Below are 20,791 nucleotides of genomic sequence, written 5' to 3'. Positions count from 1 at the left end.
CGCGATTTTCCTTCCTCGGCTTGTGATGGTTTGACGCTGAATGGCCAGGGTGACTTATACGCTTGTTAGGGATATTTTCAACTGAGCATTTATCTTGGAAATTAATATGACCGGCTCGGCAATATTGAATTGTATCATGGCCTATGGCTTAGGCTTTTTTGGGGCAAAGATAGGGAAAAACAATTACCTTCGGTTGAGTCAAGAGATGGTTTTTGTCTCGCCATGTTATTTAATCTGAAAGAGAAAGGCGGCATGGTTTTCCGGAGCCGTGGGCCCATGCCAGGGCAAGCCCTGGACTTCCCTGGGACTTCGACGGCAAGCCGGAGGTGGTCACGGCCAATGGCCATAGCAACACGGTGTCGGTGTTGGTCAACCAGTCCACGCTGCCTTGAGCGCCCTGGAGGACGCGGTGCCCGGACCTTGCCCGCAATGCGGGTAGAAAGTGAAGAGAATATGAATTTGAATGGGTTCAGGGTTGGCGGTAATGGATACGGTTGTAAGCTTTGATGTTGCCGGTGCGCGGTATTGGGACCGTTCTGGCATTGACCAAAATCATCATCAAAGAGAGGTTGCGACCATGGGAACAGAAACATCGAGACGGCAATTCATGGCGGGGGGCTTGTTGGCGGTGGCCGGTGCCGCCATACCCTGGGCGCTGTCGGCGGGTGATAAGGGCACGGGCGCTGCCCGTTCCAGGCCACCATCGGTGCGGAAGAACGTGAAAAACCTCGCCAAATGGGAAAAGGACCGCTTGGTTCAGGCCATGTTGGCACTCAAACAAACGCGCTCGCCCTACGATGCTTCTCTCAGCTATTACGATCAACTCGTGAGGTTCCACCAACTGGTGGTGCTGCGCGACCGGCTCGGCCCCGGTTATTCCACCGCCCACGACTGCCCTTCCTTCTTGCCCTGGCACCGGAAGTTGCTGATGCTGTTCGAGGACGCGCTCCGCGCCCAGGTCGGCGACGATCTGGCCCTGCCTTATTGGGATTGGACCGATAGCGACAGCCTCGATGTCGTTTTCGCCAATAGTTTCATGGGGCCATACCTGGGCGATTCCAGCGACAACTACGCCTTGACCAAGGGGCCGTTCCGCAAGGGGGAATTCCCGGTCAATATCCTGCCGCAGCCCATCGGCGGGGATACCATGGCCCAGTCGCCGTTCACCTTCCTGACCCGCGGCCCCAAAACGGTGGAGCTGCCCACGGCGGCAGAGGTGGATGCCTTGATGAAGGTTTCCCGCTACGATGCGCCCCCTTACGACATGACCGCCGACATCCAGCAAAGCTTCCGTTGTTACCTCGGCGGCGTGCCCGCCAAGGGAGGCGGGCCGATCCTGCATAGCGCCGTGCATGCCTGGCTCGGCGGCGAGTGGACGGGCACCTACTACTCGATGGCCTACCAATCGTCCAGCACCACCTTCGTCGGTTCCATGACCGCCTTGGACAGTTCGCCCAACGATCCGGTGTTCTGGTTGCACCACTGCAACGTGGACCGGCTGTGGGCGGTTTGGGAAAAGAGGTACGGCAACCTGTACGAACCCAGCTCCGGTTGGCACCAGGGTTGGAACCTCGACGACGAAATGTATCCGTTCACCGAGTACAAGCGCTTCCGCGACATCAAACGGTACGGGATCACCAACGCATCGATGCTGGATATTTCCCAACTCGGCTATACCTACGACGATTTATAACCCTTTGGTTTGGAATGGCCCAGGGACGACGCTCCGGCCCGTCCCGATGACCATCCCCGCCGGTTGCCGCCCGCCACCATTTCCCCATACCGCCCATTGCCCTTATCCTGTGCCATTTGCGGACACACGGGATCGATAGGCATGACCCAGGACAAACAACACTCTGAGACCCACTGGCGATTCACCGCCCTGTGGCTGGCGGTGGCCTTGCTCGGGGCGGCGGCGGTGGGCGGCATCGCCCTGAACCGGGGGGAAAGCGTCAACAGCATTTGGTTCGTGACGGCGGCGGTGTGCGTGTACGCGCTGGGCTACCGCTTCTACAGCGCCTTCGTGGCGACCCAGGTGCTGGTGCTGGACGGTTCCCGCGCCACCCCCGCCGAACGCTTCGACGATGGCCGCGACTTCGTGCCCACCAACCGCTGGGTGGTGTTCGGCCATCATTTCGCCGCCATCGCCGGGCCCGGCCCCTTGATCGGGCCGACCCTGGCCGCGCAATTCGGCTACCTGCCCGGCACCCTGTGGATTCTGGTCGGCGCGGTTTTGGGCGGCTGCGTGCAGGATTTCGTGATCCTGTTCTGTTCGATCCGCCGCGATGGGCGCTCGCTGGGACAGATGGCCCGCGACGAGCTCGGCCCCATCGGCGGCGGCGCGGCCTTGCTCGGGGTGATGTGCATCATGATCATCCTGATCGCGGTGCTGGGCCTCGTGGTGGTGAACGCCATGAAACATAGCCCTTGGGCCACTTCCACCGTGGGCGCGACCATCCCCATCGCCATGATCATCGGTGTGTATATGTCGAAGCTCAGGCCGGGACGGGTGATCGAGGCCACGGTGTTGGGGGTGTCGCTGCTGTTGCTGTCGGTCTGGGGCGGCGGGGTGGTCGATGGGATGCCGGGGCTGCGGGAAGCCTTCGATTATGACGGCCAACCCTTGGCCTTCATGGTCATCGCCTATGGCTTCGCGGCGGCGGTGTTGCCGGTATGGTTGCTACTGGCCCCGCGCGATTATCTCTCCACCTTCATGAAGCTCGGCACCATCGCCGCCCTAGCCGTGGCGATCCTGTGCCTGCATCCCGAGGTGAAGATGCCCGCCATGACCCGCTTCGTCGATGGCACCGGCCCCATCTTCGGCGGCACGCTGTTCCCGTTCGTGTTCATCACCATCGCCTGCGGGGCGATTTCCGGTTTCCATTCGCTGATTTCCTCCGGCACCACCCCCAAGCTCCTGGCGAACGAGGCCGACGCCCGCTTCATCGGCTATGGCGCGATGATGATGGAATCTTTCGTGGCGATCATGGCGATGGTGGCGGCGACCGTGCTGGACCCCGGCGTTTATTTCGCCATCAACAGCCCGGCGGGCGTGGTGGGGAAGGAGGCCGTGGACGCGGTGGCGAAGATTTCCGGCTGGGGTTTTCCGGTGACGGTGGAGCAGATGCAATTCCTGGCCCGCGAGATGGGCGAGACCACGCTGTTCGCCCGTACCGGCGGCGCGCCCTCGCTGGCGGTGGGCATGGCTTCGCTGTTCGCCAGCGCCTTCGGCCAGAGCCTTTTATCGCTGTGGTACCACTTCGCCATCATGTTCGAGGCACTGTTCATCCTGACCACGCTGGACGCCGGGACGCGGGTGGCCCGCTTCATGTTGCAGGATATCCTGGGCAACTGGATTCCGGCGCTGGGCCGGACTTCCTGGTATCCGGGGGTGATCCTGACCTCGGCCCTGGTGGTCGCGGGTTGGGGTTATCTCCTCTATATCGGCGTGATCGATCCCTTGGGCGGCATCAATAGCCTATGGCCCTTGTTCGGCATCGCCAACCAGATGTTGGCCGGGATCGCGCTCTGTGTCGCCACCACCATCATCGTGAAAAGCGGCAAGCTGCGCTATGCCTGGGTGACGGCGGTACCGCTCCTGTGGCTGCTGACCGTGACCACCACGGCGGCGCTGGAGAAGCTGTTCAGCCCGCAGCTGCGCATCGGCTTCCTGGCCCATGCGCGGGACATGGCCGACAAACTGGCGGCGGGAACCCTGCCCGCCGACCAAGTCGCCAAGGCACCGCAATTGATTTTCAACGATTATCTCGACGCCGCGCTGACCGGGCTGTTCCTGCTGGTGTCGTGGACCTTGGCGGGCGATACGTTGCGGGTATGTTGGGCCATCGTGGCGAAAAAGCCGCATCCGCCGTCCAGCGAGTCGGCGCATATTCCGAGCCGGCTGGTGGAGGATTGGGTCAGGGATTGACGGGGCCGGAACCGGGCTGCCAGCAAGCGGCGTGCGGGATTGTTATCCTGGTCGCGCGGGGTATCTGTAGGGGCGGATTCATCCGCCCCTACTTCGTCCAGGCAAGCCGGTTCCGCGACGATCTAAAACTTGCCGTAGCGGTGTTGCAAAACCAATGCGGCCAAGCCGATACCGAACAGGGAGAAGGTGAAGGGTTCGGGTATCACAACCCCATTATGCAAGTCATCGAATATGCCTGTTTCCGAATGGAATATGGTATTTTTCCAATAGAAGCTTTCCAAGGGCGGGGTAAAGGGGATATAGCCGGTATCGGATCCGCTGGTGCTGATCAAGTGCAGGAGCGAAGGACCGGCCAAATCGGCGTATATATCCGCGGTGGCTGTAGTATTGGTACCGGTGATGATCGTGTCCAGCATGGCGTTGTTCCATGCCTGCCCGTCCAACCGCTCCCATTGATAAATCAGCGTGTCGGTGGTTCCCGCCGCCGGGCCGTAGGCGGCGGGATCGAAAGCGAAACCGACGCCGTAATATTCGAGGCCACCGATCTCGGTTTCCTTGAAAGTAACCACCGTATTGCCTGGAAGCACGGTCGAGGAACTATTATTCCAAGTCCAGCGCGTATCCCCGTCGCCATCGACGACCGGATTGGCCTGCCAATCGCTCAAGGTTCTTTGTGTACTCCACACCGAAATCGCCGAAACTTCCCCGCTCGCCATTAAACCAGCCACCATGCACAGTCCCGCAATCAATTGGGCGTTCATGTCGATTACCTAAGGTTATGGTTAAAAACCGCTGGATGTTTGAAAATAATTAGGGGATTACAAGCGAAGTTTTATCCTTCCCTAATCGAAGGGCTTAAAGGCAATGTTGATGCCATAATGTGCGGGGGCCGGGGGCGCAAAAAGTCTTGCCACCGGCGGGTTGTTCCTGGAGCTATCGGAAACCTTCCCCGCTCATCGCGGAAATAGGGGGCTTTATGTTTGATAATGCACGGGAAAACGCTGCGGCGGTCGGGCTGCTGAGGACCACCCTCGCGGAGGAACTGAAGGGGAAGCCGGATGCGCGTTATCTGCATCGGCTGCATTGCGTCTTGCTGGTGATGTTCGGGTTTGAGGCCAAACGGGTGGGCGGATGTTTCTGCGACGATTCCAGCACCGTGGCCCGTTGGGTCCGGCATTTTCGGGAATCCGGCTTGGAGGGTTTGCGCGAGGTCAAGCGGAGCGGGCGGCCTACCGGACTCAGCGAGGGGCAAATGCTTGATTTGGCGGGCGAGTTGCTGCAACCGCCCGGACGGCTGGGCTATGGGACCGGCATGGGCCGCTGGAACGGCAGGCTGCTGAGGGAGCATCTCAAGGCCCGTTACGATGTCGTGTTCAGCGTGCGTCAATGCCAAAGACTCTTGCGCCAAATGCGTATCGAGACGGGGGCAGGCGGCGGACTGGGCGCTACCACCATGGCGGGGCTGTAGGACGGGGCCGGGGACGCACGACTTTTGTCGCGACACGGGCGGGGCTGGAACCGGACGCCGTTATTCCCGCCGGATGGGGATGTTTGTAAGATTTTCCAGCATCGCTGCCCGGATGGCCGTGGTCGATGGGCCGCCGCCGTTGCGCTATGGCAAACGGTCCGCACGCTCAGGGCCACGACGGTTAAGTCCTTACAGTTCAAGGGGTTTATGGTGGGGATGCCGGGTTCCGGGGCGGCTCCGCCCGGCGCGATAGGGATGTCCCCGGCGTCGTAAAATTTGACGCCGGTTTTTCCACCTTCAAATTCAAAGGGATAGAACCATTGATTTGTGGGGCGCTTGAATGGCGGGGGGCTGGACTGTAAGGAATTCCGACGATTCTGCCGCCGTGGTGTCCTTGGGGCTTGGATGGAAGGCGTTGATGCCGGGGCGGCGGCGTTCGCCGTCCGTGGATCGGCGCGATTCCAGCCGCGCGGACCGCCCGGCCCCCGCGCCGATCCGGCTATAATGCCGCCTTTTTCCCACGCCCAAGCCCCATGTCCGAAACCCTCCAGGAACTCCAACGGCGGCGCACCTTCGCCATCATTTCCCACCCCGACGCCGGCAAGACCACCCTTACCGAAAAGCTGCTGCTGTTCGGCGGCGCGATCCAGCTCGCAGGTTCGGTCAAGGGCCGCAAAGCCGCCCGCCACGCCACCTCCGACTGGATGGAGATGGAAAAGCAGCGCGGTATCTCCGTCACCACGTCGGTGATGCAGTTCGAGCATAAGGAGCGCATCTTCAACCTGCTCGACACGCCCGGCCACGAGGATTTCTCGGAGGACACCTACCGCACCCTGACCGCCGTGGACTCGGCCCTGATGGTGATCGACAGCGCCAAGGGCGTAGAAGACCGCACCATCAAGCTGATGGAGGTCTGCCGCTTGCGCGACACGCCCATCCTCACCTTCATCAACAAGCTGGACCGCGAGGGCCGCGAGCCCATCGAGCTTTTGGACGAGGTCGAGGCCGTCCTGAAAATCCAGTGCGCCCCGATCACCTGGCCCATCGGCATGGGCAAGCGCTTCAAGGGCGTCTACAACCTGGCCGAGGACGCCGTGCATTTGTTCAGCCCCTCGCATGGCGACCGCATCGTCGAGGGCGAGAAAATCCAGGGCTTGGCCAATCCCCGCCTCGACGAGGTGCTGGGCGACCAGGCCGACGAACTCCGCACCGAAATCGAACTGGTGCAGGGCGCGAGCCACACCTTCGACCATGCCGCCTATCTGGCGGGCAAGCAGACGCCGGTGTTCTTCGGCTCGGCCATCAATAATTTCGGGGTGCTGGACCTGTTGGACGCCTTCGCCGATTTCGCGCCGGGGCCGCAGTCGCGGCGGGCGCGGGAACGTAACGTCGAGGCCGAAGAGGAAAAATTTAGCGGCTTCGTCTTCAAAATCCAGGCGAACATGGACCCGGCCCACCGCGACCGCATCGCCTTCCTGCGCATCTGCTCGGGCAAATACACCAAGGGCATGAAGATGCACCATGTCCGCATCGGTAAGGCGGTGCAGATCGCCAACGCCATCACCTTCCAGGCCGATAGCCGCGTCAATGTCGAGGACGCCTACGCGGGCGATATCATCGGCCTGCACAACCACGGCACCATCCAGGTCGGCGATACCTTCACCCAGGGCGAGACCTTGAAATACGAGGGCGTGCCGTATTTCGCGCCGGAATTGTTCCGCCGGGTGGTGCTGAAGGACCCGCTCAGGGCCAAGGCGCTGCAAAAGGGTTTGCAGCAATTGACGGAGGAGGGCGCGACCCAGTTGTTCAAGCCTTTGAAGAACAATGATTTGATCCTGGGCGCGGTGGGGGTGTTGCAGTTCGACGTGACCGCGTTCCGCCTGAAAGCCGAGTACAACGTGGAATGCGTCTACGACAATGTGTCCGTGACCACGGCGCGGTGGGTGACTTGCGACGATCCCAAGAAGCTGGAGGAATTCAAGCGCAAGTTGTTCGACAACCTGGCAGAGGACGGCAGCGGCTATCTGGTCTATCTCGCCACCAGCCGGGTGAATCTGGCCTTGACCCAGGAGCGTTGGCCGGAAATCAGGTTCAGCGCGACGCGGGAGTTATAAGCCGGGAGAAGTATGACGTGGAAAGTCCGCGGCCGCATGATGATCGCCCTGGGCCTTTGCGCCTATTTGGGCGGCTATGCCTGGGTCCGGTATGGCGGTTGGATTGTCCACCGGGCGGAGTTTTATACCGCGCCGGATCGGACACGGAAGGTGGCGGGCCACGACTTGGCACCGGGGGATTTCGGTGTGCCTATGTTCCATCCGGTGTTCTCCGGGTTGGCGTATACCGCCTACGGGCTGTATTGGCCTGTCCGGCGATTGGAATGGTGCGTTTGGCGGCTGGCCGTACCATTGGATTCCTCCTGGCCCGCCGAATGGAAGGCGGGGGTCACAGGTAATTGAACAACGACAGTTTCTGCACCTGCGAGAACGCTGTCATCGAGGCTTGCAGCACCGTTTGCTGTTGGCTGAAGCGGCTGATGGCCTCGGCGTAGTCGAGGTCTTGCACCTTGGACAGGTTGGCCTGGGTGTCGATGATGAATTTGCTTTGCAGGGAGTCTTGCTCGTCCAGGGCGTTGAGGCGGGCACCTATGCTGGCGCGGACATCCAACACCCGCTCCAGGCCGGTGTCGATATCGGCCAGCGCCGCGCTGGCGGTGGCGTGGAATTCGGTGGTCGATCCGGTGCCGGTCGAGGGATCGGCCAGCCCCGCGTCGGCCAGGAAGCCGGGCGTGCCCTGGCTGACGGTGACGCTGGCGTTGGGACCGATCTGGGCCGAGGCGAATTGGATCGCCCCGTTGCTGACTTGCGCCGCCACTTTGTCCCGGAGCGGTCCCGCGCTGATTTGGGTGTTGATGGCATCGGCCAAGGCTTGGGCCGAGGGGTAGTTCTGGGCCGGAATGGTGATCGTCTCCGCCGTGCCGCCGTCCACCGCCAGATTGAAACTCGCCGGTCCCGCCGAATAATCCTTCCCGCCCGCGAGGTTCGCCGTGCCGGTGAGCGTGCCGTGGGTGCCGGTCAAATCCCCTTTGAGCGCCTGGGCCAGGGTGTAGACCGTGTTGAGGAGGCTTTGCTTGCCATCGACATTGGCGATGCCGAGCTTGCCCGCCGTCGAGGGCACGTCCTCGAATACCCGGAATCCGGTATCGCCATCCTCGATGTTGCGCAGATCGCCGATCCGCAGCGAGCGCTGCTGTTGACCGCCTTGATAGACATAGCTGGGCGGCGTCCGCTGGTCGTCGAACACATAGGGCGGGGTATCGGTGCGGTAGCCGCCGAAGATGTATTCGCCGTTGGCGTTCTTGGTGTTGGTGAGCCCGGTGATTTCGTCGAGGTATTGCTGGGTTTGATCGCCCAGGGCTTGGCGGTCGCTGGCGGTGAGGGTGTCGTTGAGTCCGCGCACCGCCACTTCCTTGATCCGCTGCAACAGGGTATCCACCGAATCCAGGGCGGAGTCTTCGAGTTGCAAGCGGCCTTGCGCCGTGGTCAGGTTGGTTTGGTATTGCTGGGTGGTCTTGAGCGATTCCGTCATGATCTGGGCGCCGACCGCCCCGCCCGGATCGTCCGCCGGGGTCAACACGCGCAGGCCGGTGGATAGCTGCATCTGGGTCTGGGACACCAGGGACTGCTGGTTCAGCATCGAATTGACGCCCAGTTGTTGTATCCAACCGCTCGATATCCGCATGGCCCTAGCTCCTGACCGCCGCCATCAGCGCGTCGAAAGTGTTGTTCAGCGCCGGGATCAATTGCGCCGAAGCCTGATAGGCTTGCTGGAATTTGACCAGATTGGCCGCTTCCTCGTCCAGGTTCACGCCCGACACCGATTCGCGGGACTGGGTGACTTGGTCGAGCAGGTTCTTCTGGGCCGTGTTGTCCAGGTTGGCGGCATTGGCCTTGACCCCGACCTCGCCGATCAATTGGTTATAGGCGCCTTGGAAGCTGGCTTTGCCTTCCAGCATCCCCTTGGTTTGTTGCAGGTTGACGAGGGCGCGGGCGTTGACGTTGTCGCCGGGTCCGGTCGAGGGCGAACCGGCGGCGGCGACTTGGTTGGGATCGTCCAGGGCCGCTTGGATCGTGCCCGCCGGGGTGCGGAACGGCTGGATCAGGAAGCTATCGCCCGCTTTGGCCGTGCCGCTGGCGATGCCGATCTTGAGCCCATCGACCTGGAACGCGCCCGAACCCGCCGGGTTGTCGGTGAACTTGGTGTTGTCGCTGAGCCGGGTCAGGACGGCGTTGCCGCCGCTGTCGTAGTCCAGCCGGTAATCGCTGGCGGTGAGCTGGGCGGGGGTGTTGGCCGGAGTGGTGGCGGTGGCCGGGGTATTGTCGAAAGCCACGCTCAACCGGGCGTCGCCGCCGTTGGTTTGCTTGGCGAACCAGGCATCGGTGGGCGTGGTGGGGTCGGTGAAGAAATCCTGCCCGGCATTGCCCTTGAGGTCGCTGCCCTGGCGATGCTGGGCGTTGACCGCCAGGGCGAAACCGGCGGCGATGCGGCCTAGGCTGTTCTGGGCGGGGTCCAGCACGTCGTGGCTGAATTTCAGCAGTCCCCCCATTTCGCCGCCGGTCAGGGCTTGGGTAATGACGATGGCGCCTTGGTCGCCGCCGCTGGAGAGGGCGATGTCGTCGGCGCGGGCGTCGTAGGCCGAGGGCTGGGTTTGCAGGCGGTTATAGGCCGCGCCCATGACGAGGCTTTGGCCGTTGCCGATGAACACGTCGATGGCCCCGTCGGCCTCGGTCATGACGCTGGTATCGACCTTGCCCGAGAGCTTTTCCAACAACAGGTTGCGCTGGTCGAGCAGGTCGTTGGGCGGCTGGCCGGTGCCGCTGGCGGATTGGGACACGATCTGGGTGTTGAGCTGGGCGATAGTCGCGGCCCAGGTGTTGATCTGGTCCACGTCGGAACTCAGGGTTTGCTGGACCTGGGCGCGCAGGGTGTTGAACTGGGTGTCGAGGACGTTGAAGCGCTGGGCCACGCTGTCGCCCTGGGTCAGGAGGACTTGGCGGGCGGCGATGGCGCTGGGATCGTTGGCCACGTCCTGGGCGGCGTTGAAGAAGGATTGCAGCGGGGCGGACAGGCTGGCGCTGCGGTCGCCGATGAAGCTGTTGATCTGGGACGTCAGCTGGTTGTAGGCCGTGGCGCCGCCGCTGGCGGATTGGCTGGTGCGGACCTGGGTGTTGAGGAAGTTGTCGTAGAGGCGGGCGACGGTGTCGATATTGACGCCGTTGCCGAGATAGCCCCCGGCGGTATAGGTCGAATCGCGCTCGCTGGTTTCGACCCGCTGGCGGTTATAGCCGTCGGTGTTGGCGTTGCTGATGTTGTTGCCGGTCGTGGCGAGGGCGCGTTGCGCCGCCAATAGCCCCGATGCCGCGATGCCTAGAAGTCCGTCCGCCATGGGTTCCACCTTGGGGGCCGCGGGGTTTGCGCCCGTGGCAAGCCATTATCCCACCTGAAGCTATCGGCCTCCTTGCGCCTTTCCTGAGGTTGCCGCCATTCCCTGGGGCGCGGACCGAGGTTTTCACGCCAGCCCGCTTCGCGTTCAAAAAATCTCCGGCACCTGATCGAAGGCGTCGCCGTCCTGGTAGATCGCCATCACTTTCCGCGCATAGGCCGGGTCGGTGGCATAACCCGCTTTCTGTAGCCCGGCGATGAATTGGCGCGGGTTCTCGGCGTGCTGCAAAGCCTCCTGGTAGCGCGGGTTGCTCTTGAGGAAGCCGACGTAGTCCCGGAAGCTGTCGGCGGGGCTGCCATAGGCCCGGAACGCGGCTTGCTCCCGCACCTGGGCACCGCCGACGAATTCGGTGGTGTTGGCGGTCGATCTCGCGCCTTGCCAATGGCGGTCGGCCTTGATGCCGAACAGGTTGTTGCCGTTGCGGGATTTGCCCCAGCCGGTTTCCAGCGCGGCCTGGGCCACCAGGAGCTTGGGATCGACGCCGATTTCCGCCGCCGCTTTCTGGGCGTGGGGCCAGACCGCCGCCACGAATTGATCCCGATGGTCGAATTCGCCGGAACCGGGGTCCGGGGTCGGCAGGTCCGTTCGAGCGTTACCGCCGGTGTGCTGGACGCCCGCCGCCATGCCGCGCGGACGGTAGTAGGGTGTTTGCCGGTAATCGTCCAGGGTCTTGCCGTTCAGGCCGTTGGATGGGGCCGCGCCGCCACCGAGTTGCCGTTCCAGCATGTTGGCGATGCCCAGCTTGGAATGCTTGCCCAATTCCACGGCCAGTTGCTGGTCGTGCATTTCCTGGAAGGTCTCGGATTGCGGGCTGTCGGTCAGGCCGGATTTCAGCGTGGCCTGCCGCATGCTTTTCAGCGCCATCTGCACGAACAGCGACTCGAATTGCTGGGCGGTTTCCTTCAGCGCCGCCTTGGGGTCTTGCTTGGCCTGGGTGCGGAGCGCCGCCGTGCCTTTGAAATCGGTGTAGACATCGGCCAAGCCGCCGGATTTGATCATGGCCGCATCCCCTTAGATGACGATGAGTTCGGCCCTGAGCGCCCCGGCGCTCTTGAGGGCTTCGAGGATGGCGACCAGGTCGCTGGGGGCCGCGCCCACGTTGTTGACCGCCTTCACGATCTCGTCCAGCGATACGCCCGGATTGAACACGAACATGCGGTTGGCGTCCTCCTTCACCGAAATATCGGAACGCGGCACCACCGCCGTCTGGCCGTTGGAGAAGGGGCCGGGCTGGCTCACCACCGGCTTTTCGCTGATCGTCACCGACAGGTTGCCGTGGGTGACGGCGGCGGGCTGGACCCTGACATGGCTGCTGATGACCACGGTGCCGGTGCGCGAGTTGACGATGATCTTGGCCGGGGTTTCGCCGGGGGAGATTTCCAGATTCTCGACCATGGAGGTGAACGACACCCGCTGCGAGGGATCGCGGGGGGCTTGGACCTGGACCGTGGCGGCGTCGATGGGGCGGGCCACTTCGCCGCCATAGGTGCGGTTGATTTCCTCGGCCAGCCGGTTGGCGGTGGTGAAATCGGGATTGTGCAGGTTCAGGAGGATATGCCCGCCCTGGGCGAAGCCGGTCGGCACTTCGCGCTCGACCGTGGCCCCGTTGGGGATGCGGCCCGCGCTGGGTACGTTCACGGTGATCTTGGAGCCGTCCAGCCCTTGGGCGGCGAGTCCGCCCACCACCAGGTTGCCCTGGGCGATGGCGTAGATTTGGCCGTCCGCGCCTTTGAGCGGGGTCATCAGCAGGCTGCCGCCCCGGAGGCTCTTGGAATCGCCCAAGGAGGCCACGGTGACATCGATGGTCTGGCCCGGTTTGGAGAACGGCGGCAACTCGGCTTGCACCGACACCGCCGCCACGTTGCGGGACTTGAGGTCCAGCCCGGCGGGCAGTTGTATGTTCATTTGCAGCAGCATGTCGCGGAGGGTCTGGCTGGTGAAGCGGTTGGGGTTCTTGTCGCCGGTGCCGGTGAGGCCGACCACGAGGCCATAGCCGATCAATTGGTTGCTGCGGACCCCGGCCACACCGGCGATATCCTTGACCCGCTCGGCCTGGACGCTGGCGGCGAACCCCGAGAGCGCCAAGGCCGCGAGCAAAGCGCGCAGCCAAGGCCGGAGACGGGCCGCGGTGGATGGGAATGTGTGGGTGTTCATGGCCGATTCTCGGGGCATCAATAAGGGAAGATGACGCTGGTGAAGAAGCGTTGCAGCCAGCCCATGCGGTTGGCGTCGTCGATCTGGCCCTCGCCGTTGTAGATCATGGTGGCGTCGGCCACCTTGCTGGAATCCACGGTGTTGGCGGGGTCGATGTCGATGGGGCGCACGATGCCGGACAGCTTGATGTATTCGTTGCCCTGGTTGAGTCCCAGGCGCTTTTCGCCCTGGATGCGGAGGTTGCCGTTGGGCAAGACCTCGACCACGGTCACGCTGATGCTGCCGGTCAGGGCGTTGTTCTGGTTGCTGGTGCCCTTGCCGGTGAAATCGTTGCTGGCCTTCAGGCTGCTTTCCAGGCTGTGGCCGAGGATTTGCGCGGCTTGCTGGCCCAGGATCACCGGGGCGTCCACCGTGGTGGTGCCTTCGCGGCTGGCGCTGCTGTCGGCGCTCTTCTGGGCCTTGGTCTGCTCGCTCAGGAGGATGGTCAGGGTGTCGCCGATCCGGCGGGCCTTGGCGTCCTCGAACAAGCGGATTTCGTAGCCCGGTTGGAAGATCGCGCCCATATTGGTCAAGGGCGGCGTCGAATCCTCGGCGCGGGTGGGGGCGTAGTTGGGGTCGCGCTTGGGCGGCGGATGCAGCAGGTCGGCGCAGCCGGTCAGCAGCAAGCACGCGCACAGGGCGGAGTGGGCGGAAGCGCGGAAGGCGGTCATGGCGGCGGTCCTTACATATTGTTGGAGGCGAAGCTCAACATCTGGTCGGTGGTGGAGATGGCCTTGGAGTTCATCTCGTAGGCCCGTTGGGTCTCGATCATATTGACCAGCTCTTCCACCACGTTGACGTTGGAGGTTTCCAGCGCTCCTTGTTGGATGGAGCCAGCGCCGTCCTGGCCGGGGGTGGCGACGATGGGGGCGCCGCTGGCCAGGGATTCCTTGAACAGGTTTTCGCCCACCGGCTGCAACCCGGTGGGATTCACGAAATCGGCGATTTGGAGATTGCCGATCACGGTGGGCGCGGTGTTGCCGGGCGAGAGGACCGACACCGTGCCATCGGTGCCGACGGTGATGCTTTGCGCCCCTTGCGGTACGGTCATGGCGGGTTCCAGGGCGTAGCCGCCGTTGGTGACGATCTGGCCGTTGGAATCCAGCTTGAAGCTGCCGTCGCGGCTATAGGAAATGCTGCCGTCGGGCATCAGGATTTGGAAATAACCCCGGCCATTGATCGCCATGTCGAGGGAATTCTGGGTCTGGACGATATTGCCCTGGGTGTGGATTTTCTCGGTGGCGACGGTGCGGACGCCGGTGCCGAGTTGCAGGCCGGAGGGCAGGGTGGTGTTCTGGGTGGATTGGGCGCCGACCTGGCGGACGTTCTGGTACAGCAAGTCCTCGAACAAGGCACGCTCCTTCTTGAACCCGTAGGTGTTGCTGTTGGCGAGGTTGTTGGAGATCACCGCCATTTGGGTTTGCTGGGCGTCGAGGCCGGTTTTGGCGATCCAGAGGGAGGGGGTGGTCATGGTCGTTGCCTATGGTGTGGTTCGGTCGTGTTCTTGGGTCGCTTCAGCCCATCCGCATGATCTGGGCGCTGGCCCCGCCATCCTCGTCGATGGTCTTCATCATCTTGATCTGATGCTCGAACTGCCGGGCCAGTTGGATCATCTGCACCATCTCGCCGACCGTGCTGACATTGCTGCCTTCCAGGGTGCCCGTGGTCAGCTTCACGCCGGCGTCGGCGGGGGCGGGTTGTCCGCCCTTGACCCGGAACAGGCCGTCGGTGCCTTTTTCCATCTGGTCCAAGGGCGGCTTCACCAGCTTGATCCGGTCGATCACGGCCAGGTTGGCGATGGGCGTGGCCTGCGGCACGATGTTGATGCTGCCGTCGCGGTCGATCTCGATCTTTTCCTGCGGCGGGATGGCGATGGGGCCGTTGTTGCCCATGACCTGGAGTCCGTTGCCCGTCACCAATTGTCCTTGGGCGGTGATATGCAAGTCCCCTGCCCGGGTATAGGCCTCGCTGCCGTCCTTGGATTGCACGGCGATCCAGCCCTCGCCATCGATGGCCACGTCCAATTCCCGTCCCGTGGTTTGCAAAGCCGCCGCCGAAAAGTTGACGCCGGGCCGCTCCGACATCGCGTAGACCCGGCTGGGATGGCCCACGCCGAACATCGGCATGGTCCTGAATTGGTCGAGGTCGGCGCGGAAGCCGGTGGTGTTGGCGTTCGCGAGGTTGTTGGAGTTGGAATCCTGGGAATGCAGGATTTGCTTGGCACCGCTCATCGCGATGTAAAGGCCGCGGTCCATGGTCTTGGCTCCTCTCTATGAATGCTTGCGCCCACCCCGATCAGCGGATGTTCAGGACCGAATCGATGGCCTGGTTCTCGGTGGTGATGCTTTGGGCATTGGCTTGGTAGGACTGCTGGGCCACGATCAGCTTGATGAGCTGCTGGGCGATGTCCACGTTCGATTGTTCCAGGGAACCCGAATTGACCGCCCCGAAACCGCTGGTCCCGGCCTCGCCGATGATGGCCGGGCCGGAGTTGATGGTCTGGGTCCATTCGGTGTCGCCGATCTTCTGCAAGCCCTGCACGTTCTGGAACCGGGCCAGGGCCACTTGGCCCAGGGTCTTGGTCGCGCCGTTGCTGTAATTGGCGGAGACGATGCCGGTTTTGTCGATGCTGACCCCGCTCAGGTTGCCGACCGGCAAGCCGTCCTGGGTGACGCCGAGCACCCTGGAGCTTCCCGACAGCTGGGTGCTTTTGGCCAGATCCAGGGTGATGTTGAGCGCGGCGGCGTTGCTGTCGGGGATGGTGTATTCGGGCAGGGCGAGCGTGGTCGAGGCGGCCCCGTTGACATTGGTCAGGTTGCCGTTGCTGTCGAAGGCCAGCGGGGTCGAGGTGGTCGAAAGGACGGTGCCGTCGATGGCGCTGTACATGTTCCACTGCCCGGCGGTGTTCAAATCCTTCACGAAATAATTGGTCACCAGATGGCTATCGCCCAGCGAATCATAGGTGGTGATGGCGTTCGACCAGTTGTAGGTGGTCGCGTCGTTGGCGTTGAAGGCCAGGGTGGCGCCGTTGGCGTCCACCGGGGTCTTGCTGTTGGAATTCAGGTTCACCGATTCGTTGACGGTCGTGGTGGCCTGGGGGGCGCTTTGCGTGGTGTCGAGCCGCAGGGCTTGTAGCGAACTGCTGAAGCCGGCGGCGGCGGTGTCGCCATTGGCGGTGTGGAGCAGCAAGGGCTGGTTGTCGTTATTCACCACGTAGCCGTCCTGGTTGGCGTGGAATGTGCCGTTGCGGCTGTAGAGCTGGGCTTGGGTGTTATCGAGGCTCTGGCCCAGCACGAAGAAACCTTCGCCATTGATGCCCAAATCCAGGGTGTTGCCGGTGCTGTCCAGGGTGCCTTGGCGGAATTGCTGGGCGTCGTTGGCGATACGCACGCCCATCCCCGGCGTGGTCGCCGTGATATTGGCGAAGGTGCTGGCGTACATATCCGCGAATTCCGAGCGCGATTCCTTGAAGCCCGTGCTATTGGCGTTGGCGATATTGTTGCCGGTCACGGAGAGGAGGTTCTGGGCGGCGGTGAGTCCGCTGAGGGCGATGCTGAAGCTCATGGGGGCGACCTCGTGTCGTTCGGGTTAATTCACGGATTGGATATCGCTCAGGGCGTAGCTGCCGAGCCCTTGCAGTTCCACCTGCATCCCCTTGGCCCCGCCCAGGGTCACGCCGGTCACTGGCGCGGTGGCCTGGGTGGTCAGGGCCGTGGTTTGGCCGCCGATGACCGCCTCGGCCTTGACGGTGTAAAGCCCCGGCTGGGCCAGGCCGCCGCCGTCCTGGGTGCCGTCCCAGGCGAAGGGTAGGTTGCCTTGGCTTTGCGGTCCCAGGTTTTCCACCTTCATCAAGGTTCCGCTGCTGTCGGTGATCCGCAGCGTCACCGCGGAAGCGGCGGCGGGCAGCACCATCTCGCCCTTCAGCGTGCCATTGCCCGGCAGCATCGCCTTGTCCGAGGCGACCGAAGCCGAATGCCCGACCAGATTGGACGCCGACAGCGATTGGTTTTGTTGGATCGCGCCGGAAAAGCTGTTGAACGAGGACTGCAAATCCTGGATGCCGCTGACCATGCTGAACTGGGCCATCTGGCTGAGGAATTGGGTGCTGTCCTGCGGGCTCATCGGGTTTTGGTTGTTGAGCTGGGCGGTCATCAGCTTGAGGAATTGGTCCTGGCTGACCAGCTTGTTGTTGGCGGTGCGGGTGCCGCTCGCCGCCGCCGTCGCGGCGGGCGAGAGCCCCAGGGCTTGCAAGGTATTGGTATCCACGGCCATGGCGGTTGCTCCTTAGGCTTGGCCCATGCGCAGGGTTTGCAGCATCAGTTGCTTGGCGGTGTTCACCACCTCGGTGTTGTCCTGGTAGGAACGCGAGGCGGACATCATGTTGGTGAGTTCTTCGATGGGGTTGACGTTGGGCCGGAAGATATAACCGTCCTTATTGGCCAAGGGATGGCTGGGGACGTATTCCACCCGCATCGGCGTCTGGCTCTCCACCACGCCCAAGACCTCGACGCCCACGGCTTCGTCGGCCTGGCCCTTGTCCACCCTTTGGCCCAGGGCGTCTTTGAGCTGGGCCGCGAACACCGGCTGGCGCGAGCGGTAGGTGTTGTTGATGCTGCTGCTGACGGTTTCGGCGTTGGCGAGGTTGCTCGCCACCAGGTTGAGGCGCACGGTCTGCGCCGCCATGCCGGAACTGGCGATGTCGAAAATCTTGAAGGAAGGCATGGTTATTCTCCTTTGATGGCGGTTTTGAGGCCGGCGAAATCGCTGCCGACGAAGTTCAGCGAAGCTTCGTATTGCAGGGCGTTTTCGCCGAAACGGACATGTTCCTGCTCCGATTCCACGGTGTTGCCGTCCATGCTGGGCTGGGCCGGGATGCGGTAGAGGGTCGGGGGTTCCTTGGGGATGTGGTCGATATCGATGTGGGCGGGGTGGGTCAGGCTCAGGCCGAGCGCGGGATCGGGGTCGGTCACGCCCTTCAGCACCTTGCGGAAATCGATATCGCGGGCCTTGTAGTGGGGGGTATCGACATTCGCCAGATTGGAGGCCAGGAGTTCGGTGCGGCGGTCGCGCAGTTTGAGCGCGAGCGGGTGGATGCCTAGCGCGTTGGCGAAACTGATGCTGCCCATGTCGGAATCCTCGTGTACGGTTGCGGCGGATTTTGCAGAAGCCGTGCCACGGGAGGGGAATGGCGGAATTCGGACGTGTGGGGAGGACGGGTTCCGGGACGGTTTGTCCTGGCTAATTATTTGAATTTAAAGAGATATGAGGTGCGGAGGGCCGGGGGCGCGATCCGGTCGCGGGCCGGATGGCGCGGAGCGGGTGGGCAGGATTTACGAAGGTAGCAGTGACGGATTCCCGGCGCTCCGTTCCCGCCCAGGCATTTTCGCAATGGGTGTACCGTTGGAAGTTTCCGTCCACCCAACCCGGAAACGCGCTAACCGCCGAGATAACGGGCCGTGACCGCCTCCAAGCCCTGCCCATCGACGAAATCGCGCAGATAAGAGAATATCTTTTCCACTCAATGGCTTATATTTTCGCGTGAAATAAAACGTGAAAACTTTTTTTATTTCACGCTTTGCAGACGGGGTGGTGCTTCGTCCAGCGCCGCCGCCGCGTCCGCCAGGGCTTCGGTCGAAAGATGGGCATAAACCCTATCCGTCACCGCCACCCCGCTATGCCGCATCAATCGACTAATCCGCTGGATTGGCACGCCCTTCTGTGCCAGCCATGAGCCGAACGTCCGCCGCAAATCATGGATGGTCACATCGAACACTTTAGCCCGTCTAGCCGCCGTTCGGACGCCATGGCAGGGCGCGACCTTTGGGAATACCCGTTCTCCCGTTGTTGCCGCCCGCCGCCTAGCCAGCGCCGCCCAGACTTCCCGGTTGAATGGGATCGATTGAGCCTTGCCGTTTTTTTGGTCCTTGCCCGAGAATCGGATTACCCGGCCTTCCAGGTCTATCCGGTCCCACGTCAAGTCGCTGGCCTCTTGCTTCCGTAGCCCCGCGTACAGGCACAGCCGGATATAGTCCGCCAGCCACGCCCATTGTCCTGGCTTCTCCCGGCCCATCGCTTCCGCCGCGTTTAGCAGCTTGTCGGCTTCGTCCGTGGTTAGCCAGCGCTTGCGTGGTTCCGGTTCCGCTGGCTTGCGGCGGTGCCACGGGTTGGGGATGGGCCATTCCAATTCGTGGATAGCCCAATTGGTGGCGGCGCTCATTAACGATATGTCGCCCCGGATCGTGTTCCGGGCGAATCCCTCATCTTCAAGGCGTTCGATATAGCGCCGCACGGTGTCCGCCCTGAAAGCGGACATTTCCATTCCGGTGAAATGCTCGAATAACCGCCCAATGATATAGTGGTATACCCGTTGGGTTTTAAGCGCTCTTTTCGCTACCTCTTGATCTAAGTACAGGTTCATCAAGCGGTCAAACGAAAAGTCATCGGGGGCCGGGTCGGTTTGATGTTCGCTTTCCGCCATCATTGCGGCCCTGGCCTTCCTGGCCTGGGTGCCTTTGGGGTCGGCGCTTACTTTAATCCGAGTCGAGCGGCGAGCCGCGCCGCCTCGGGAGTCCGTCCATGAGACCCACCAGTACGGGCTGTCGGGGCGTTGATAGATGCCGTCGCTGTCGTTTCGCATGTCGGTTCCTCCGTGGTTGTGGAGGACTCGCCAGCTTGCCGCCCCCGAAGATAATCCTCTAGCACTTGTTCGTCCACCCGCAGGCACGCCTTGCCGACCCGGATCAAAGGAATGTGGCGGCGCACGCTGGCCTCGCTGATATTGAGTTTCTTGGCGGCTTGGGCAATGGTTAAGAAAGTCATGTCGCCTACTCTTGGATTCCCGATAAAAAATAGGGCGCTCACGCGCCCTTAGAGGTAGGGGAGGCTCAATCGGCGGGTATTGGTGGCAAGTCTATCCACCAACGCACTTGGTCGGTTACTTCGTGATGCGAACCATCCAGGTAAATGGTCCATTCTTCGCGGTTTTTGAAGAAGGAATATTCGGCCATGACTGGATGGGCGGTTGTGAATCCCAGGTCGTTATCCTCGCACAGCACTACCAAACGGCTATTGCCGTCCGCTGGCGGCTTGATCGATCCGGGTTGCCAGTCCAACAGGATTGAATTACCGGCCAATTGCTTAGCAAGGCAACGGTCCTTTTTACGGCGCAAATCGGAATAGTTCAGCGCTGACCTTATATTGATTTCTTGTTGGCTCATATATTCCTCTTCATCTTATCTTGAAGCTTTTGCAACGCATGTGGATAAACCTCTTTGAGGGCAAAGCGGACCACATATAAATCTTCCTTCGCTTCCCGCCAGCGCTTGAAATCGATCCGGCAACCGGGCGGGATTAGGTCCGGGTGGCGGTCGAGCCATTCCAATCCCTCTTGCTGATAGTCCGAGTCCGGCATGGACCCTGTGTTTTCCAGGTACGGCTTTTCGGTCAAAGCGATTTCCCCGATTTTTTCGCCCTTGGCGCGGGGGGAGCGGTCGTACACATCGATCACTTGCCCGCTCTGGAACTTCGCCGCATGTTCGGGTTTCCAGCCCCGCCGGGTCACGGTTTTGTGGCCCGCCACCAAGGCGGGCCATGTCCAGCCGAATACAATAATCATTGATATTCCCCCATCCATTCATCGGTGTTCGCCCACAGCGAGCTTAAAACCGATATGGGCGCGTCGGTGCCTTGGCAAACCATGACT

The 20,791-nt window shown here is 62.3% G+C and carries 20 protein-coding genes; 5 read left to right on the top strand and 15 right to left on the bottom strand.

Annotated elements, in window-relative coordinates; translation table 11 throughout:
• The first annotated feature begins 577 nt into the window (after window positions 1-577).
• Window positions 578-1,693 carry a tyrosinase family protein gene (locus K5658_RS13780; protein ID WP_221063703.1) on the top strand — a complete coding sequence of 372 codons (1,116 nt, stop codon included), beginning with the start codon at window positions 578-580 and terminating at the stop codon, window positions 1,691-1,693.
• Window positions 1,694-1,834: 141 nt separating this feature from the next.
• Window positions 1,835-3,928: a carbon starvation CstA family protein gene (locus K5658_RS13775; RefSeq protein WP_221063702.1), complete on the top strand. Its 2,094-nt coding sequence runs from the start codon at window positions 1,835-1,837 to the stop codon at window positions 3,926-3,928.
• Between the two features lie 122 nt (window positions 3,929-4,050).
• Here the strand turns inward: K5658_RS13775 and K5658_RS13770 are convergent, their stop codons facing one another.
• The gene (locus tag K5658_RS13770) at window positions 4,051-4,689 is read right to left on the bottom strand and encodes a hypothetical protein (protein ID WP_221063701.1); all 639 of its coding nucleotides are present in this window, start codon (window positions 4,687-4,689) and stop codon (window positions 4,051-4,053) included.
• 215 nt (window positions 4,690-4,904) lie between these two features.
• On the opposite strand from K5658_RS13770, the gene K5658_RS13765 reads away from it, so the two are divergent.
• From K5658_RS13765 to K5658_RS13755, 3 genes are all read left to right on the top strand, one after another.
• Entirely contained in the window at window positions 4,905-5,396 is a 492-nt protein-coding gene (locus K5658_RS13765) for a helix-turn-helix domain-containing protein (protein ID WP_221063700.1), read from the top strand.
• 533 nt (window positions 5,397-5,929) lie between these two features.
• The gene (locus K5658_RS13760) at window positions 5,930-7,510 is read left to right on the top strand and encodes a peptide chain release factor 3 (protein ID WP_221063699.1); all 1,581 of its coding nucleotides are present in this window, start codon (window positions 5,930-5,932) and stop codon (window positions 7,508-7,510) included.
• A gap of 12 nt (window positions 7,511-7,522) precedes the next feature.
• Window positions 7,523-7,852, top strand: a complete 330-nt coding sequence (locus K5658_RS13755; RefSeq protein ID WP_221063698.1) for a hypothetical protein — start codon at window positions 7,523-7,525, stop codon at window positions 7,850-7,852.
• Here the strand turns inward: K5658_RS13755 and flgL are convergent.
• From flgL to K5658_RS13685, 14 genes are all read right to left on the bottom strand, one after another.
• Entirely contained in the window at window positions 7,839-9,134 is a 1,296-nt protein-coding gene (flgL, locus tag K5658_RS13750; protein ID WP_221063697.1) for a flagellar hook-associated protein FlgL, read from the bottom strand. The genes K5658_RS13755 and flgL overlap by 14 nt on opposite strands.
• 4 nt (window positions 9,135-9,138) lie before the next feature.
• Window positions 9,139-10,839, bottom strand: coding sequence for a flagellar hook-associated protein FlgK (flgK, locus tag K5658_RS13745; protein ID WP_221063696.1), 1,701 nt, complete (start codon window positions 10,837-10,839; stop codon window positions 9,139-9,141).
• Between the two features lie 144 nt (window positions 10,840-10,983).
• The gene (gene flgJ / locus K5658_RS13740) at window positions 10,984-11,895 is read right to left on the bottom strand and encodes a flagellar assembly peptidoglycan hydrolase FlgJ (protein ID WP_221063695.1); all 912 of its coding nucleotides are present in this window, start codon (window positions 11,893-11,895) and stop codon (window positions 10,984-10,986) included.
• A 12-nt stretch (window positions 11,896-11,907) separates the two neighbouring features.
• On the bottom strand, window positions 11,908-13,050 hold the full coding sequence (locus K5658_RS13735; RefSeq protein WP_221063694.1) for a flagellar basal body P-ring protein FlgI: 1,143 nt from the start codon (window positions 13,048-13,050) through the stop codon (window positions 11,908-11,910).
• 17 nt (window positions 13,051-13,067) lie between these two features.
• Entirely contained in the window at window positions 13,068-13,760 is a 693-nt protein-coding gene (gene flgH, locus K5658_RS13730; protein WP_221063693.1) for a flagellar basal body L-ring protein FlgH, read from the bottom strand.
• Window positions 13,761-13,771: 11 nt separating this feature from the next.
• Entirely contained in the window at window positions 13,772-14,560 is a 789-nt protein-coding gene (gene flgG / locus K5658_RS13725) for a flagellar basal-body rod protein FlgG (protein ID WP_221063692.1), read from the bottom strand.
• Window positions 14,561-14,603: 43 nt separating this feature from the next.
• The gene (gene flgF, locus K5658_RS13720; RefSeq protein WP_221063691.1) at window positions 14,604-15,344 is read right to left on the bottom strand and encodes a flagellar basal-body rod protein FlgF; all 741 of its coding nucleotides are present in this window, start codon (window positions 15,342-15,344) and stop codon (window positions 14,604-14,606) included.
• 40 nt (window positions 15,345-15,384) lie between these two features.
• Window positions 15,385-16,653 carry a flagellar hook protein FlgE gene (flgE, locus tag K5658_RS13715; RefSeq protein WP_221063690.1) on the bottom strand — a complete coding sequence of 423 codons (1,269 nt, stop codon included), beginning with the start codon at window positions 16,651-16,653 and terminating at the stop codon, window positions 15,385-15,387.
• A gap of 24 nt (window positions 16,654-16,677) precedes the next feature.
• Entirely contained in the window at window positions 16,678-17,361 is a 684-nt protein-coding gene (locus K5658_RS13710) for a flagellar hook assembly protein FlgD (protein WP_221063689.1), read from the bottom strand.
• Window positions 17,362-17,373: 12 nt separating this feature from the next.
• Complete coding sequence (gene flgC / locus K5658_RS13705; RefSeq protein ID WP_085214322.1) at window positions 17,374-17,811, bottom strand: flagellar basal body rod protein FlgC; 438 nt, start codon at window positions 17,809-17,811, stop codon at window positions 17,374-17,376.
• 2 nt (window positions 17,812-17,813) lie between these two features.
• On the bottom strand, window positions 17,814-18,215 hold the full coding sequence (gene flgB / locus K5658_RS13700) for a flagellar basal body rod protein FlgB (RefSeq protein WP_221063688.1): 402 nt from the start codon (window positions 18,213-18,215) through the stop codon (window positions 17,814-17,816).
• A gap of 437 nt (window positions 18,216-18,652) precedes the next feature.
• A complete protein-coding gene (locus tag K5658_RS13695) occupies window positions 18,653-19,726 on the bottom strand; it encodes a tyrosine-type recombinase/integrase (RefSeq protein ID WP_221063687.1) in 1,074 nt (357 codons plus the stop codon).
• A gap of 247 nt (window positions 19,727-19,973) precedes the next feature.
• A complete protein-coding gene (locus K5658_RS13690; RefSeq protein WP_221063686.1) occupies window positions 19,974-20,306 on the bottom strand; it encodes a hypothetical protein in 333 nt (110 codons plus the stop codon).
• On the bottom strand, window positions 20,303-20,704 hold the full coding sequence (locus K5658_RS13685; protein WP_221063685.1) for a hypothetical protein: 402 nt from the start codon (window positions 20,702-20,704) through the stop codon (window positions 20,303-20,305). The genes K5658_RS13690 and K5658_RS13685 overlap by 4 nt, the downstream gene beginning before the upstream one ends.
• Window positions 20,705-20,791: the final 87 nt, after the last annotated feature.

This window comes from Methylomagnum ishizawai, from assembly GCF_019670005.1.
In the GTDB taxonomy this organism is placed as follows: domain Bacteria; phylum Pseudomonadota; class Gammaproteobacteria; order Methylococcales; family Methylococcaceae; genus Methylomagnum; species Methylomagnum ishizawai.
Note: the sequence above shows the minus strand (reverse complement) of the source record. Positions and strands in the feature narration are given on the sequence as shown.